Source organism: Pseudomonas sp. TH21 (assembly GCF_016651025.1).
GTDB lineage: Bacteria > Pseudomonadota > Gammaproteobacteria > Pseudomonadales > Pseudomonadaceae > Aquipseudomonas > Aquipseudomonas aylmerensis.
Genome location: NZ_JAEKEQ010000001.1, coordinates 4,505,161 through 4,520,513 on the forward strand (window position 1 = coordinate 4,505,161; position 15,353 = coordinate 4,520,513).

Here is a 15,353-nt window from a genome sequence, read left to right on the forward strand (position 1 = left end):
GGTTTTCCTCAGATCAATTCGCGAACGTCGATGAAACGACCGTTGACGGCAGCAGCAGCGGCCATGGCCGGGCTGACCAGGTGGGTACGCCCACCGGCGCCCTGACGCCCTTCGAAGTTACGGTTGGAGGTCGACGCGCAATGCTCGCCCGACTCCAGGCGGTCCGGGTTCATCGCCAGGCACATCGAGCAGCCCGGCTCACGCCATTCAAAACCGGCTTCGAGGAAGATCTTGTCCAGGCCTTCGGCTTCGGCTTGCGCCTTGACCAGGCCCGAACCTGGCACCACGATCGCTTGCTTGATGGTCGAGGCCACCTTGCGGCCCTTGGCGATCACCGCCGCGGCGCGCAGGTCTTCGATCCGCGAGTTGGTGCAGGAACCGATAAACACGCGATCCAACTGGATGTCGGTGATCGCCTGGTTGGCTTTGAGGCCCATGTACTTCAAGGCGCGCTCGATGGAGCCGCGCTTGACCAGGTCGGCTTCCTGCGCCGGGTCCGGCACGTTCTGGTCGACGGCCAAGACCATTTCCGGCGAGGTGCCCCAGCTGACTTGCGGCTTGATCTGGGCAGCGTCCAGCTCGACCACGGTGTCGAACACCGCATCGGCGTCGGACACCAGGTCTTTCCAGGCTTCGACGGCGGCATCCCACTCCGACCCTTGCGGGGCGAAAGGACGGCCTTTGACGTATTCCACGGTTTTTTCATCCGCCGCCACCATGCCCACGCGGGCACCGGCCTCGATGGACATGTTGCAGATGGTCATGCGGCCTTCGATGGACAGGTCGCGGATCGCGCTACCGGCGAATTCGATGGCATGCCCGTTACCGCCGGCGGTGCCGATCTTGCCGATCACCGCGAGGACGATGTCCTTGGCGGTCACACCGAAGGGCAGCTTGCCTTCAACGCGCACCAGCATGTTCTTCATTTTCTTGGCGACCAGGCACTGGGTGGCGAACACATGTTCCACCTCGGACGTGCCGATACCGTGGGCCAGGGCGCCAAAGGCACCGTGGGTGGAGGTGTGGGAGTCGCCGCAGACCACGGTCATGCCCGGCAAGGTGGCGCCCTGCTCCGGGCCGATCACGTGCACGATCCCTTGACGCACGTCATTCATCTTGAATTCGGTGATGCCATATTCGTCGCAGTAATCGTCGAGGGTTTGCACCTGCAAACGCGAGACCTGGTCGGCAATCGCTTCGATGCCGCCCTTGCGCTCGGGAGTCGTCGGTACGTTGTGATCCGGGGTGGCGATGATCGAGTCGACGCGCCAAGGCTTGCGCCCGGCCAGGCGCAGGCCTTCGAACGCTTGGGGCGAGGTCACTTCATGGATGATGTGACGGTCGATATAGATCAGCGACGAGCCATCGTCGCGCCGTTTCACTTCATGGGAATCCCAAAGCTTGTCGTAAAGCGTTTTGCCGGCCATCAGTCGGTCCTCATCAGCGGTCTTTCTATGCCCCGGGTCTTGAGACATTCAATAACCCTTTGGCTTGTGAGGCTGATGGTATGGCGCTACATTAAATAACTCAAATTCATATTTTTTATGCTTTGGATTACCAACTGGAATAGCACAATGGACCTGGCCAACCTCAATGCCTTTATTGCCATCGCCGAGACCGGCAGCTTCTCCGGCGCCGGTGAGCGCCTGCACCTGACCCAGCCGGCCATCAGCAAGCGCATTGCTGGCCTGGAGCAACAATTGAAGGTGCGCCTGTTCGACCGCCTGGGCCGTGAAGTGGGCCTGACCGAGGCCGGCCGCGCCCTGCTGCCGCGCGCCTATCAGATCCTGAATGTGCTGGACGACACCCGCCGCGCCCTCACCAACCTGACCGGTGAAGTCAGCGGTCGGCTGACCTTGGCCACCAGCCACCATATCGGCCTGCACCGCCTGCCGCCGATCCTGCGCACGTTTACCCGCGAGTACCCGAATGTGGCGCTGGATATCCAGTTTCTCGATTCGGAAGTAGCCTACGAAGAAATCCTCCACGGCCGCGCCGAAGTGGCCGTGATCACCTTGGCGCCCGATCCTCACCACCTCGTCCGCGCCACCCCGGTGTGGGACGACCCGCTGGATTTCGTGGTGGCGCCGGAACACAGCCTGATCAGCAACGGCTCCGTCAGCCTGGCCGATATTGCCGGCCACCCGGCGGTTTTCCCCGGAGGCAACACCTTTACGCACCATATTGTCAGCCGGCTGTTCGAGGCCCAGGGCCTGACGCCGAATATCGCGATGAGCACTAACTACTTGGAAACTATCAAGATGATGGTGTCGATCGGCCTGGCCTGGAGCGTTTTGCCACGCACCATGCTCGACGATCAGGTGGCAAGTATCGCTTTGCCGGGCATACAGCTCAGTCGCCAGCTAGGCTATATCGTGCACACCGAAAGGACGCTGTCGAACGCTGCGCGGGCTTTCATGAGCCTATTGGATGCACAGGTCGATCTGCCAGGGACACCGGCATGAACTTGTGCGCCCTCAAGGTCTGAACCTACCGCGCCGAACGCCCACAGAGCCAAGGCCCCTTGATAATGCGCAACCCCGTCGATTCCTTGCCTCCCCTGCCGCGCATCTACGCCCTTGACCCTCAAGAGGCGGAGCAAAGCTGGGACAGTGCCCCGCAACTGCTGGCCGCCCTGAATGCGGCGCGGCTGGGCGCATGGTGCTGGGAAATCGACACCGGGCGCATCAGTTGGTCGCGGGGCACCCAGGCGCTGTTCGGCTTCGATCCGCGCCAACCGCTGCCCAAGGACCTCGACTACCTGGACCTGCTCGCACCGCAGGACCGCACCCGCGTGGTGCGCGCCTTTCATGCGGTGCTGGCCGGTGAGCCGTTCGAGCAGGCCATGCATCACCACATCCAGTGGCCGGACGGCAGCCATCACTGGCTGGAAATCAACGGCAGCCTGGCCCCCGACAAGGCGGGCCGGCGCCGCATGATCGGGGTGATCCGCGAGACCACCCGCCAGCGCGAGCGCGAGCACGCCCTCAGCCACTCCGAAAAGCGCTTCGCCACGCTGTTTCACCTGTGCCCGAACATGGTCCTGCTGACCCGCCAATCCGACGGGCTGATCAGCGAAGCCAACCAGTATTTCGAAATGCACTTCGGCTGGTCGGTGGCCGACGTCATTGGCCGCACCACCCTGGACCTGGGCCTGTGGCGCCACCCCGAACAACGCGCGCAACTGGTCAAGGCCACTCAGCGCAAGGGCGAACCGATCAGCATGGAAGTACAGTTCTGCGCCAGCAACGGGCAGATTCACGATGGCACGCTCAGCGCGCAGAAAGTCGAACTGGAGGGCGAGGCTTACCTGATCAGCACCTTTGTCGACACCACCGATCGCAAAAATGCCGAGCAGGCGCTCAAGGACAGCCAGGAGCGCCTCGACCTGGCGCTGGACTCGGCGCAATTGGGCACCTGGGACTGGCACATTCCCAGCGGCATGCTCTACGGCTCGGCCCGCGCCGCCCAGTTGCATGGCTTGCCGCCCGAGCCGTTCCATGAATCCTTCGAGGCCTTCTTTGAAGGCATGCCCGATGAAGAACGCGACAATATGCGCGACGCCTACCGCACGTTGCGCGAAGGCCCGGCCGGCAACTATCAGTTGACCTACCGCGTGCAGCTGGAGGATGGCAGCTCGCGTTACCTGGAAAGCCGCGCCCGCCTCTACCGCGACGAACTGGGCGCGCCGCAGCGCATGGCCGGTACCCTGCTGGATATCACCGACCAGGTCGAGCGCGAACAACGCCTGACCGCCTCCGAGGAAAAATTTGCCAGCCTGTTCCAGGCCAGCCCCGATCCGATCTGCGTCACCTACCTGGACAGCGGTGCATTCATCGAGATCAACCCGGCCTTTACCCAGACCTTCGGCTGGACCGCCGCCGAGGTCATCGACAAGAGCGCCGAGCAGATCGGCCTGTGGGACGAATCGAGCAAGCGCCTGCAGCGTATTGAACGGGTGATCCGCGAGCAGGGGCTGAGCAACGTGGCCATCGTGGTGCACCACAAGAACGGCCAGGCCCTGACCTGCGTGATTTCCAGCCGCCTGATCAAGGTCGGCAACCAGCCGTGCATCGTCACCACGTTGCGTGACATTACCCAGCAGCAACGCTCGGAGGCCGCGCTGAAGGCCAGCGAAGAGAAGTTCGCCAAGGCGTTTCATTCCAGCCCCGACGCGATTTCCATTACCGAGCGCGACACCGGCCGTTATGTCGAGGTCAACGACGGCTTCTGCCGCCTGACCGGCTACCGCGCCGAGGATGCCATCGGCCTGACGCTGTACCAGATCGGCATCTGGGCCGACGAAAACCAGCGCGCGGCACTGCTCGCCGAGCTGCAGATCAAGGGGCGCATCCATCACCTGGAAATGCTCTGGCACAACAAGCGTGGCGAAGTGCTGGCGGTGGAGGTGTCGGTCGAGCCGATCACCCTCAATGAAACCCCGTGCCTGCTGCTGACCGCGCGCGACGTGAGCCTGTTGAAGAACGCCCAGGCGCAGATTCGCCACCTGGCCTATCACGACCCACTGACCAACTTGCCCAACCGCGCGCTGCTGATGGACCGCCTGAGCCAGCAGATCGCCCTGCTCAAGCGCCACAACCTGCGCGGTGCCCTGCTGTTCCTCGACCTCGACCACTTCAAGCACATCAACGATTCACTCGGCCACCCGGTGGGCGACACGGTGCTGAAAATCGTCACCGCACGCCTCGAAGCCAGCGTGCGCATGGAGGACACGGTGGCGCGCCTGGGCGGCGATGAATTTGTGGTGCTGCTCAGCGGGCTGGAGGGTACGCGCAGCGAAGTCAGCGGCCAGGTGCAGGAACTGGCCGACACCCTGCGCGAATTGCTTTCGGAACCGATGTTCCTCGATGGCCACCGCTTGCAGGTCACGCCAAGCATTGGCGTGGCACTGATTCCCGATCATGGCTCGACCCCGGCCGACTTGCTCAAGCGCGCCGACATCGCCCTGTACCGCGCCAAGGATTCGGGGCGCAACACCACGCAGATGTTCCACAACAGCATGCAGAAAACTGCCAGCGAGCGGCTGCGCATGGAGACCGACCTGCGCCTGGCACTGTCGCGCGGGGAGTTCAGCGTGCATTACCAGCCGCAGGTGGATGCGCGCGGCAACAAGATCGTCGGGGCCGAAGCACTGGTGCGCTGGCAGCATCCGCAACTGGGCGCACAGTCCCCCACCGAATTTATCAAGGTGCTGGAAGACAGCGGCCTGATCCTCGAAGTGGGCACCTGGATCCTCGATGAAGCCTGCGCCGCGTTCGAGCAATTGATTGCCGACGGCCTGGTGGACCCGCTGAATTTCAGCCTGTGCGTGAATATCAGCCCCCGACAGTTTCGCCAGAACGACTTTGTCGAACGGGTGGAGCGCAGCCTCAAGCAGCATCGACTGCCTTACAGCCTGCTGAAGCTGGAAATCACCGAAGGCATCGTGATCCAGAACCTGGAAGACACCATCAGCAAGATGCGCCGGCTGAAAAAACTCGGCGTGAGCTTTGCGATGGATGACTTCGGCACCGGCTATTCATCGCTGACCTACCTCAAGCGCCTGCCGGTGGATGCGCTGAAAATCGACCAGTCGTTTGTACGCGACGCGACCCACGACCCGAACGACGCCGAAATCATCCGCGCCATCGTGGCCATGGCTCGCAGCTTGAACCTGGAAGTGATTGCCGAAGGCGTGGAAACCTCGGAGCAACTGGCATTCCTGCAAAAGCTGGGCTGCCATTTGTTCCAAGGTTTCTTACACAGCCGGCCCTTGCCGATCGAGGGGTTCAGGCAGTTGCTGGGTTAGCCCTCACACCAGCTTCAAGGCGGTCAGCGTCTTGCGCTTCCAGTGCGAGGTGCCCAGATCATACTTTTGCCCATACAGGTCCAGCGCCCCGCCCACTACCGCCACGGAGTGCCAGCCGTCCGCAAGCGTGCCGATGGCGCCGTCGGCCAATTCTTCAGCCGTGCTGTTACGGATATAGCCGAACAGCCCCAGCCTTTGCAGCGCCTCGCCGGGATACTCGCCATCGTTGAGGGTTTCCAGCGCCACCGCAAACCCTTGTTCGGCGCGGAAGTCGTTGTTTTCCATTTGCGCCCGCTTGGCGCTGCAGGCGTACAGGAAGTTCGCGTAGTCCAGCAACACCGGGTTGCTGCCGGCAAAGTTCGAGGCGGCAGTGGCCTGCCTCAGCTCGGCATGGCTCAAGCGCAGCCGGAAGCCATCGCGCATCGTCACTTCACAGCCGCCCGGCGTCCTGACGATGGACGTGTAGATACCTTCCGGGAAACGAGTGATGGCGGCCTTGATTGCCGACACGGTGACGCAATTGCCCTCGACGCCCTGATAAAAGCCGCTCCAGATGTCGGCATGCCTGATGCCCTCCGCCACTTGAGACTCCTCCCCGTCCCTTTGCGGCGGCGTCTCACGGTCATCGAACAACACATACCCGTAACCATTGCCGTGTGGGTGACTGGCACCCCTCACCACGAGCGCGGCACCAAAGTCATGGGTCTGGCGGACCCAGGGCGACTCCCTGCCGACCATGTCACGAGCGGCAACCCATCGCGACAGCCCGTAGACGCCCATCCCTTCCAGGCAACGCTTGCTTGTCTCGCCCTCAAGGCTTTTTGCCAGGGCCGCCTCAAACGTCGGATAGCCACCCAACTGCTGCTTGCGCTTTACAAACGCAGCCAACATGAAGTTGGCGTGCTTCACCACGTCAGGGTCCTGCCCGCTGAACCGCGAAGCCTGCGCGGCCCGCTCAAGCTCGGCCTGGGACACCTGCACCCGGTATTGATCCTTCATGGTGACGGCATAACCATCACCCGCCGGGGTGACTTCGCTGAAAACATCGGAGGCACGCGGGCCGAGGGTCATCATCATCATATTGATAACGGCCACGTGAGTACTGCAGTCAAAGCGCTCGCCGAATCGACGCTCGGCGCCTTGAAGTGCATTCACGAAGTCACCCCGTTTCGCACCGGCCTGCACATTGAAACCACTTGCAACAGGCTCAGGCAACCGACTTGGCACCACCGAGCCACGACCATCAATTGAAGCGTTCATGGAATTGTTCACTCAAGACAGGGCAGGAAAAAAGTGCAGCCAGAGATCCCGGCTGCATCCTTTAACAGGAAACGAATAGCCGTGGATCAGATCAGTGCGACGGCGTCACCCCGCGTCGGCGCCGAGCCCTGCCGCCCGTAAATCTCTTCGCGTCCATTGATCACGGCCACCGAATGGCGGGCTCGGTTGCACATGCCCAATTGGCCCTTGGCCAGATCGCGCACGCTGACCCGCTTCATATGGTGCCTCAGCCCCAAGCGCAGGAAGCCTTCACCGGGGCCATTGTCATCTTCGCCATCGTTCAGACTCTTTACAGCCGCTCTAAAGCTGCGCGCTGCCGTGCCGTCGTTGTTTTCCATTTGCGCCCGCTTGGCACTGACAGCGAAAAGAAACTGCGCGTCCTTGAGCATGCCTTTATCCGTGCCCTTAAATAGCGAGCCTGCCGCGCCTATTTGCAACTCCTGGTCGGTCAGCCTGACCACAACATCATCACGCATCGTTACTCGATAACCGTCGTTCGTCTTTAATACCTCCTTATAGATATCCGTAGGGCTTTGGCCAAACCGATACATCGCAGCCTTGATGGCGGATACCGTGACACAGTTGCCATCCGGGCCTTGGCGGAAGCCACTCCAGATATTGTCCGGCTTGGTGCCGTTGCGTTTATCGGACAAGTTCGGGATCTGGGTCGGTACAGTGGGCATCGGTTGCGGTGCGGGTGTCGGCGCTGGCAGGGGGGCCGGTATTGGCGCTGGAATAGGCGCCGGCACTAACGGGGGAGTGACTTCTGGTCTCGGCGTAATAGCGGGAGTGCTCTTGTCCGGTCTAGCCGATATCAAGTCGATCAACCGCGTGATCAATGAATTGAACAATGTAATCAGGCCGGCAATCGGGGCCAAGTTATCTCCTATCGCGACATTGTTCTGCGGCACGCTCACGGGCGTCGATACAGGGCGTGGGCCAAAGCCTGACTGTTTCGGTTCACCAGGCCCCGTGGTTTCATTAGTTGCGTCCGGTAACTCCCTGTTCAACGCCTGGCGTACGTCCACTACGCGAGCAATATTATTAATTGAGCAGCATGACATGACTGTCTCTCCACTTTTTTAGCGACTCTCCGAACGCCTGGTCCGGAGAGCGCTGTTTTTTATCGAAGAAGTCGAAACACGACGCCAGGCATCAAGTCCTTACCCGTCGACGGTTGATAAAGCTCCAGCCCTGCAGATCGGTTTGGTTTTCAGCGGGGCCCGGGCTGGTCACATCAGGCACAGGCGTTGGCACGACAGGCACAGGCGTTGGCACGACAGGCACAGGCGTTGGCACGACAGGGTTGAACGGCGGCTGCGGTGCAACGTCGGGCTTGGGCTGTGGCGTGAGCGGTGGCTGCGGTGCAGCGTCTGGCTTGGGCTGTGGATTGAGCGGCGGCTGCGGTGCAGCGTCTGGCTTGGGCTGTGGATTGAGCTGTGGCTGCAGTGCAGCGTCTGGCTTGGGTTGTGGCGTCAGCGGTGGCTGTGGCGCAGCGTCTGGCTTGGGTTGGGGCGTGAGCGGCGGCTGTGGCGCAGCGTCTGGCTTGGGTTGGGGCGTGAGCGGCGGCTGTGGCGCAGCGTCTGGCTTGGGTTGGGGCGTGAGCGGTGGCTGCGGCGCAGCGTCTGGCTTGGGTTGGGGCGTCAGCGGTGGCTGTGGCGCAGCGTCTGGCTTGGGTTGGGGCGTGAGCGGCGGCCGCACGCCTTTGTCATGCTCGGAGCGGGTGTCAGGGCAGTGACAATGGTTGACATTGACCTCCACTTTCACCTGCGCATTGGCATTGTTGGTAACTTTGACATCGGGTTGGGGAAACGGAGGTAGAACGCCCGGAATGGCTTTAGGCGTAATCACACTCAGCCCGCCATTATCTATTTTGACCTTTGGCTGCTCTGCAGCATCTGGCGAGACCTTGGGTAACGGGTTCGCCCCAGGCTTCACTTTCAGCGGGTCTGCCGCGTCGGGAGCCACCTTCGGCAACGGGTTCGCCTCTGCCTTCACTTTGGGCTGCTCTGCCGCGTCGGGCGCCACCTTCGGCTGCGGGTTCGCCTCTGCCTTCACTTTTGGCTGCTCTGCCGCGTCGGGCGCCACTTTCGGCTGCGGGTTTGCCTCTGATTTCACTTTGGGCTGGTCTGCCGCGTCGGGCGCCACCTTCGGCAACGGGTTCGCCTCTGCCTTCACTTTTGGTTGGTCTGCTGCATTCGGCGCAACTTTCGGCAACGCGCTTGAATCCGTACTCGCTTTGTCGTGAGGCGCGGCATCCGGCTTGACCTTGGCTTTGGCCGCCGTATCGGAAGCGGCCTTGAGGTCGGGAGTTACATCTTTCCCCGACAGCATTTCGCGCATGGCTTTGAAGACTTGTTCAAGCATGTCAAATAACTTTGAAAGCGCGCGGGCGTTAATCATCATTTCGCCCTGCGGCCCTCGGCTAATATCTTGCTGGGTAGCCGGCGGGATAACTTTTGAATCAGTCGCCGGTGTAGAGAGTGTTGCAGCGCTTTTTGGGAGTGTGGGCGTTTGTGGGTCTTGGGGAGTTGTATCGAACTTTACATAGGGCGAATTATTAATCGAGAAAGACATATCAAATTCCTTAGTCAGCGCAGCCAGGCGGTGAACACCTGGGACAGCGATAGGATTTATAGAAGCTGAATACAACCGCGTTGCATCTCAGTCCCCTAATTCGTGGAAACTGACGCTATCGAGTTCCAGAAATCGCGCCTCACATAAGGAAAGAAAAGCAAACTTTCAGACTTTGCCTCATCGCCACCTGGAGCCAGCCGTGATTTATCGTGCCCGCACCTTCTCGCGACAGACATATGCACTTATAAACCGAGAGACCTGTCACTCAGCGACATAATTAACCGTACTTTCAAACGAATGCCTGTGATAGTTCACGCGCACAGGCATACCCCCACAGCACGGGTTGGTTTATCAACTCGAACAACGACAGTGACTGTCAGAATATTTCAGCGGTAACGTTTAAACGTATTAAAACGCAAAAATGCTCCTTATCTTTCGATAAGGAGCATTCGTTTGAAATGCTGGCAGACAGTTTCCGGGGTCAGGCGGCAACCGCAGGACTCATCCCCAATAAACGGCTGACCTGGTCAAGTTCAGTTTCGCGGCGCAGGGCGGTAAACAGTGCCACCGCTTCCGGGTAATTGCGCGTCAACATCGCCAGCCACTGTTTCAGTCGCCCCGGTGCCTGCCGCTCGGTCAGTTGCGCTACCGATTGGGTCCAGAAGTCCTGAAGCAGGGGCTGCAGTTGCGCCCAGGTCATTTCCACCACGTCCTCACCCGCGCGTGCCGCGGCGATCTGGCGTGCCAGGTCAGGACGCGCAACCAGGCCGCGACCGAGCATGATGTCTTCGACGCCGCTGATTTCCCGGCAACGCCGCCAGTCTTCGACACTCCAGATATCACCGTTGGCGAACACCGGCACCTTGACCACGTCCTGCACGCGAGGGATCCACTCCCAGTGCGCAGGCGGCTTGTAACCATCAGTCTTGGTCCGCGCATGCACCACAATGTTCGCCGCGCCGCCCTCGGCCAGGGCGGTTGCGCAGACCAGTGCGCCGTCCGGGCTGTCGAAACCCAGGCGCATCTTGGCAGTGACCGGAATATGCGCGGGAACAGCGCGGCGTACGTGTTCGACGATCTGGTTGAGCAGCTCCGGCTCCTTGAGCAGCACCGCCCCGCCGCGCGACTTGTTGACGGTCTTGGCCGGGCAGCCGAAGTTCAGGTCGATGACCTGCGAGCCCAACTCGCAGGCGAGCGCGGCGTTTTCCGCCAGGCACACCGGGTCCGAGCCGAGCAACTGCACGCGCAGAGGCACGCCGGCAGCGGTGTGGGCACCGTGCAGCAGTTCCGGGGCGAGCTTGTGAAAATACGCCGGGGTGAGCAAGCGGTCGTTGACGCGGATGAACTCGGTCACGCACCAGTCGATACCGCCGACTCGGGTCAGCACGTCCCGCAGGATGTTGTCGACCAACCCCTCCATGGGCGCCAAAGCAATTTGCATGGAAAACACTCAACAAAAATCGTGGCGCAGTTTACTGGGTTTCCCACGGCAACCGTTAACCCCCTGTCAGGGCGGGGCCATAACCGTCGAGAAACTCGGGCGGCATGCGCTTGGGCTTGCCGGTAGACAGTTCGATGCACACAAAGGTGGTCTGCGCCCGCAACAGCGTGGCGCCATCGCGTGGGCGCAACAGCTGGAAGCGGCGGGTCATTTTCAGGCGCTGGTCCCAGTCGACGATCCAGGTCGCCAGTTGCAGCTCGTCGCCCTCGTAGCCGGCGGCCAGGTAATCGATTTCATGCCGCACCACGGCCATGGCGCGATCCAGGCGGCGGTATTCGGTGAGATCCAGCCCCAGGCGCTGTGAGTGGCGCCAGGCGCAGCGCTCCAGCCAGGACACGTACACCGCGTTATTGGCGTGCCCGAGGCCGTCGATGTCTTCAGGGGCGACCTGCAGATCGATGATAAACGGCGTTGCCAAATCCCAGCCCATGCCTTGCTCCCAGTCGATTAATGTCGGCGGGGAGCAGTGTATCAGGCGGTTTGCCGCTCCTGTAGACGACGGCCGGCCAACAGCGCCAGCACCCCGTCGATCACGCGGGGATCGGCCAGCACTTTCTGGTGACCGCCCTGCTCCAGACGTAGCAGGCGGCTGTCGAACCAGGCTTCATGGATGGCTTGCGATGCCTTGACCGGCACGAAGGTATCGTCTTCGGCGTGCACGATCAGGCCGGGGATATTCATCTGGTAGTGGGCCACATCCAGATGCTTGAGCGGCATGCCGAAGGTCAGCTCCACTTCCTGGATAAACGCCGAACGCGCCCGCGCCGGCAGCCCGACCATCTGGGTAAAACCGCGCAGCACATCCAGAAAGCGCGACGGCGCGGCAATGCTCACCAACGCCTCGGTACGCAGCCCCAACTGCACCGCCAGCATTGCACTGGCGCCGCCCATTGAATGGCCGATTACCGCGTGCAATGGTGGCAGTTCCGCCGCTGCCTCCAGCATGGCACGCGCAAAGAGCAGCACATGCGCTTCTCGCCCTGGGGAACGCCCGTGGGCGGGACCGTCCAGGGCAATCACGGAGTAGCCGTTGTCCACCAACGCGGTGATCAAGCTGGCGAACTGTGTGGGGCGCCCTTCCCAACCGTGCATCAACAGCACCGCCGGGCCCTGGCCCCAACGCAAGGCCGACAAGCCGAAACGCAAAGTGATGCGCTCCGATTGCGCCAGCAGCGGCAGCTCCCAGTCACGCGGCGGCAGGTCGCGCGGAGTCATGAAGGCGCGACGCATCTTGTTGGCCACCGTGTGCGGTGCCAGGTGCCCCAGCGTGCCATTGATGCGACGAATCCAGGTCAATGTGCCCATCCTGCAAGCCCTCTCCTTAACGCACCGCCGACTTGGCCGCGCGTAACACTCGATCCGACAACTCACCCGGCCCCAGCGCGCGCGCCAAGGCCAGGCCACCGATCATCAGCGCCATGTCCGCCAGGGCTTTATCGGTGTCTTCGGGGCTGGCAGCGAGTTGAGCGGCCATCAGCTCCACGTGTTCGTTCAGCGCATCGCGAAAAGCGTCCGGCAAACGGGCCATCTCGCCAACGGTGGCCGGGATCGGGCACGCCTGGGCAGTTGAGTCGCGGTGCTTGCGTGACAGGTAAAACGCCGCCACCAGCCCCCTGCGCTCTTCGCCGGTCAGCTGTGCATCCATATCGTCGATCGATGCACGACGCCGGGCCAGCAACTGAGTGAAGGCCTCCAGCATCAGCGCGTCCTTGCTTTCAAAGTGCGCGTAGAAACCGCCGACGGTCAGCCCCGCCGCGCCCATGACTTCACCCACGCTCGGCTCGGCCGGGCCACGCTGGATCAACGCGGCGCTGGCGGCTTGCAGAATACGTTCGCGGGTTTGCGCTTTTTTATCGTTCATCGTTGCCTCCGTCTTTCATGGGTTGAATATTATTACCATAATAATATTTCGCAAGCGACAGGCATGACCGCTGGTCAGAACACAGGAAGGGGAATGAGAAGAGGATTGGCCAAACGCCAGACAAACAAAAGGGCCATTCAATAATTGAATGACCCTTAAAAATCCCGCAGAGCGGGTAATCGTGGCGTCCCCTAGGGGACTCGAACCCCTGTTACCGCCGTGAAAGGGCGGTGTCCTAGGCCACTAGACGAAGGGGACACAAACCTTCTATACAACTGATCAGTGCTGAGTACTGATCGATTCAAGGACGGTGTGGCCAGACCTTGAACCTGTAAATTGGTGGAGCTAAACGGGATCGAACCGTTGACCTCTTGCATGCCATGCAAGCGCTCTCCCAGCTGAGCTATAGCCCCGGATTTTTCGTCTCGCGACGCAGCAGGCCTTGCGAACTGCTTGTTGAAACTGGCGTCCCCTAGGGGACTCGAACCCCTGTTACCGCCGTGAAAGGGCGGTGTCCTAGGCCACTAGACGAAGGGGACAAAACCTTCTGTACAACAGATCAGGGCTGAGACCTGATCGATTCAAGGACGGTGTGGCCAGACCTTGAACCTGTAAATTGGTGGAGCTAAACGGGATCGAACCGTTGACCTCTTGCATGCCATGCAAGCGCTCTCCCAGCTGAGCTATAGCCCCTCATCGGTGAGGACGGGGCGAATCTTAATGGCGGTTTGAAAGGCTGTCAAATTTATTTTCAACAATTTTCAAAATTTTTTGCCGGGATAACAATCACTTACCGTTAAAACCCCGGAAAACCGGGGTTTTAACGTTACTGCTCGTTGCTTAAGCGATAGCGCCCAGCAGCTTTTCCCATTCCTTGTTTTCTTTCTTCGACACACCACCAAGCAAATCAAGGGCTTGGCGCAGACGGAAACGCGTCAGGTCCGGGCCGAGAATTTCCATCGCATCGAGCACCGACACCGAGCTGGCCTGCCCGGTGATCGCGGCAAACATCAGCGGCATCGCATCGCGCAATTTCAGCTCGAGAGACTCGACCACCGCCTGGATTGTCGCGGTAATTGCATCCTTCTCCCACTGGCGCAGGCTTTCCAGCTTCCACAGGATCAACTGCATCAGTTGGCGAACCTGGTCGCCCGAAAGCTTCTTGGATTCAAACAGCTTGGGATCCGGGTTCACGCCGCCGGCAAAGAAGAAACTGGCCAGCGGCGCGACCTGGCTGAACGTCTCCACCCTGCCCTGCACCAGCGGCGCGATCTTCATCATGTACTCAGGGTTCAACGCCCACTGCTGCACGCGGCTGGCGAACTCCTCCACCGGCAAGTCACGCAGCCATTGGCCATTGAGCCAGGACAGCTTCTCGATATCGAAGATCGGCCCGCCCAGCGACACGCGGGACAGGTCAAAGTTGTCGACCATTTCCTGCAGCGAGAACTTCTCGCGCTCGTCCGGCATCGACCAGCCCATGCGGCCCAGGTAGTTGAGCATCGCTTCCGGCATGAAGCCCATGCGCTCGTAGAAGGTCACCGAGGTCGGGTTCTTGCGCTTGGACAGCTTGCTCTTGTCCGGGTTACGCAGCAGCGGCATGTAGCACAGCTGCGGCTGCTCCCAGCCGAAGTACTCGTAGAGCAGGATCAATTTGGGCGCCGACGGCAACCACTCTTCGCCACGCAGCACGTGGGTGATGCCCATCAGGTGGTCGTCGACCACGTTGGCGAGGAAGTACGTCGGCAGGCCGTCGGTCTTCATCAGCACCTGCATGTCCATGCGGTCCCACGGGATCTCGACGTCACCGCGCAGCATGTCCGGCACCACGCACACGCCTTCGCTCGGCACTTTCATGCGGATCACATGCGGCTCGCCAGCGGCCAGGCGGCGGGCCACTTCTTCCTTCGAGAGCAGCAGTGCGCGGCCGTCGTAGCGCGGGGTTTCGCCACGGGCCTGTTGCTCGGCACGCATCTGGTCGAGTTCTTCGGCGGTGCAGAAGCACGGGAACGCGTGGCCCATGTCGACCAGTTGCTGGGTGTATTGCTTGTAGATGTCGCTGCGCTCGCTCTGGCGATACGGGCCGTGCGGGCCGCCAACGTCCGGGCCTTCTGCCCAGGTAATGCCCAGCCAGCGCAAGGCATCGAAAATCTGCTGTTCCGACTCGCGGGTCGAACGCAGTTGGTCGGTGTCTTCGATCCGCAGGATGAATTCACCGCCGTGCTGCTTGGCAAAGCAGTAGTTGAACAAGGCGATGTAGGCAGTGCCGACGTGGGGATCCCCAGTAGGCGATGGCGCGATGCGCGTGCGGACGGTGGTCATGG

11 protein-coding genes and 4 tRNA genes are annotated in these 15,353 nt (G+C 61.2%); 2 read left to right on the forward strand and 13 right to left on the reverse strand.

The window, feature by feature from the left end; translation table 11 throughout:
• Window positions 1-8: 8 nt before the first annotated feature.
• Window positions 9-1,427, reverse strand: a complete 1,419-nt coding sequence (gene leuC, locus JFU04_RS19790) for a 3-isopropylmalate dehydratase large subunit (RefSeq protein ID WP_106803176.1) — start codon at window positions 1,425-1,427, stop codon at window positions 9-11.
• 147 nt (window positions 1,428-1,574) lie between these two features.
• On the opposite strand from leuC, the gene JFU04_RS19795 reads away from it, so the two are divergent.
• Entirely contained in the window at window positions 1,575-2,465 is an 891-nt protein-coding gene (locus tag JFU04_RS19795; protein ID WP_065904527.1) for a LysR family transcriptional regulator, read from the forward strand.
• Window positions 2,466-2,530: 65 nt separating this feature from the next.
• Window positions 2,531-5,809: an EAL domain-containing protein gene (locus JFU04_RS19800; RefSeq protein ID WP_201145468.1), complete on the forward strand. Its 3,279-nt coding sequence runs from the start codon at window positions 2,531-2,533 to the stop codon at window positions 5,807-5,809.
• 3 nt (window positions 5,810-5,812) lie between these two features.
• On the opposite strand, the gene JFU04_RS19805 is transcribed toward JFU04_RS19800, so the two are convergent.
• The 12 genes from JFU04_RS19805 to gltX form a co-directional block, all read right to left on the reverse strand.
• Window positions 5,813-7,081 carry a hypothetical protein gene (locus JFU04_RS19805; protein WP_201145470.1) on the reverse strand — a complete coding sequence of 423 codons (1,269 nt, stop codon included), beginning with the start codon at window positions 7,079-7,081 and terminating at the stop codon, window positions 5,813-5,815.
• 74 nt (window positions 7,082-7,155) lie between these two features.
• Window positions 7,156-7,743 (reverse strand): hypothetical protein, encoded by a 588-nt coding sequence (locus JFU04_RS30475; RefSeq protein WP_342389448.1) that lies wholly within the window; start codon window positions 7,741-7,743, stop codon window positions 7,156-7,158.
• A 502-nt stretch (window positions 7,744-8,245) separates the two neighbouring features.
• A complete protein-coding gene (locus JFU04_RS19815) occupies window positions 8,246-9,667 on the reverse strand; it encodes a hypothetical protein (RefSeq protein ID WP_201145474.1) in 1,422 nt (473 codons plus the stop codon).
• Between the two features lie 481 nt (window positions 9,668-10,148).
• Window positions 10,149-11,108 carry a tRNA dihydrouridine synthase gene (locus JFU04_RS19820; RefSeq protein ID WP_201145476.1) on the reverse strand — a complete coding sequence of 320 codons (960 nt, stop codon included), beginning with the start codon at window positions 11,106-11,108 and terminating at the stop codon, window positions 10,149-10,151.
• Between the two features lie 55 nt (window positions 11,109-11,163).
• Window positions 11,164-11,598, reverse strand: coding sequence for an acyl-CoA thioesterase (locus tag JFU04_RS19825; RefSeq protein ID WP_065904515.1), 435 nt, complete (start codon window positions 11,596-11,598; stop codon window positions 11,164-11,166).
• Between the two features lie 41 nt (window positions 11,599-11,639).
• Window positions 11,640-12,473 (reverse strand): alpha/beta hydrolase, encoded by an 834-nt coding sequence (locus JFU04_RS19830; RefSeq protein WP_065904513.1) that lies wholly within the window; start codon window positions 12,471-12,473, stop codon window positions 11,640-11,642.
• Between the two features lie 16 nt (window positions 12,474-12,489).
• Window positions 12,490-13,029: a TetR/AcrR family transcriptional regulator gene (locus tag JFU04_RS19835; RefSeq protein ID WP_065904511.1), complete on the reverse strand. Its 540-nt coding sequence runs from the start codon at window positions 13,027-13,029 to the stop codon at window positions 12,490-12,492.
• 182 nt (window positions 13,030-13,211) lie between these two features.
• Window positions 13,212-13,287 (reverse strand) — tRNA-Glu (locus tag JFU04_RS19840).
• 79 nt (window positions 13,288-13,366) lie between these two features.
• Window positions 13,367-13,442, reverse strand: a tRNA-Ala gene (locus tag JFU04_RS19845).
• Window positions 13,443-13,492: 50 nt separating this feature from the next.
• A tRNA-Glu gene (locus JFU04_RS19850) sits at window positions 13,493-13,568 on the reverse strand.
• Between the two features lie 78 nt (window positions 13,569-13,646).
• A tRNA-Ala gene (locus tag JFU04_RS19855) sits at window positions 13,647-13,722 on the reverse strand.
• A gap of 147 nt (window positions 13,723-13,869) precedes the next feature.
• Complete coding sequence (gene gltX / locus JFU04_RS19860; protein ID WP_025856465.1) at window positions 13,870-15,351, reverse strand: glutamate--tRNA ligase; 1,482 nt, start codon at window positions 15,349-15,351, stop codon at window positions 13,870-13,872.
• Window positions 15,352-15,353 lie beyond the last annotated feature (2 nt).

What these genes read in the sequence shown, in the direction of transcription:
- JFU04_RS19835 (WP_065904511.1), bottom strand. Translation starts at nt 13,029, where the DNA reads ATGAACGATAAAAAAGCGCAAACCCGCGAACGTATTCTGCAAGCCGCC.
- leuC (WP_106803176.1), bottom strand. Translation starts at nt 1,427, where the DNA reads ATGGCCGGCAAAACGCTTTACGACAAGCTTTGGGATTCCCATGAAGTG.
- JFU04_RS19795 (WP_065904527.1), top strand. Translation starts at nt 1,575, where the DNA reads ATGGACCTGGCCAACCTCAATGCCTTTATTGCCATCGCCGAGACCGGC.
- JFU04_RS19800 (WP_201145468.1), top strand. Translation starts at nt 2,531, where the DNA reads ATGCGCAACCCCGTCGATTCCTTGCCTCCCCTGCCGCGCATCTACGCC.
- gltX (WP_025856465.1), bottom strand. Translation starts at nt 15,351, where the DNA reads ATGACCACCGTCCGCACGCGCATCGCGCCATCGCCTACTGGGGATCCC.
- JFU04_RS19820 (WP_201145476.1), bottom strand. Translation starts at nt 11,108, where the DNA reads ATGCAAATTGCTTTGGCGCCCATGGAGGGGTTGGTCGACAACATCCTG.
- JFU04_RS19830 (WP_065904513.1), bottom strand. Translation starts at nt 12,473, where the DNA reads ATGGGCACATTGACCTGGATTCGTCGCATCAATGGCACGCTGGGGCAC.
- JFU04_RS19815 (WP_201145474.1), bottom strand. Translation starts at nt 9,667, where the DNA reads ATGTCTTTCTCGATTAATAATTCGCCCTATGTAAAGTTCGATACAACT.
- JFU04_RS19825 (WP_065904515.1), bottom strand. Translation starts at nt 11,598, where the DNA reads ATGGGCTGGGATTTGGCAACGCCGTTTATCATCGATCTGCAGGTCGCC.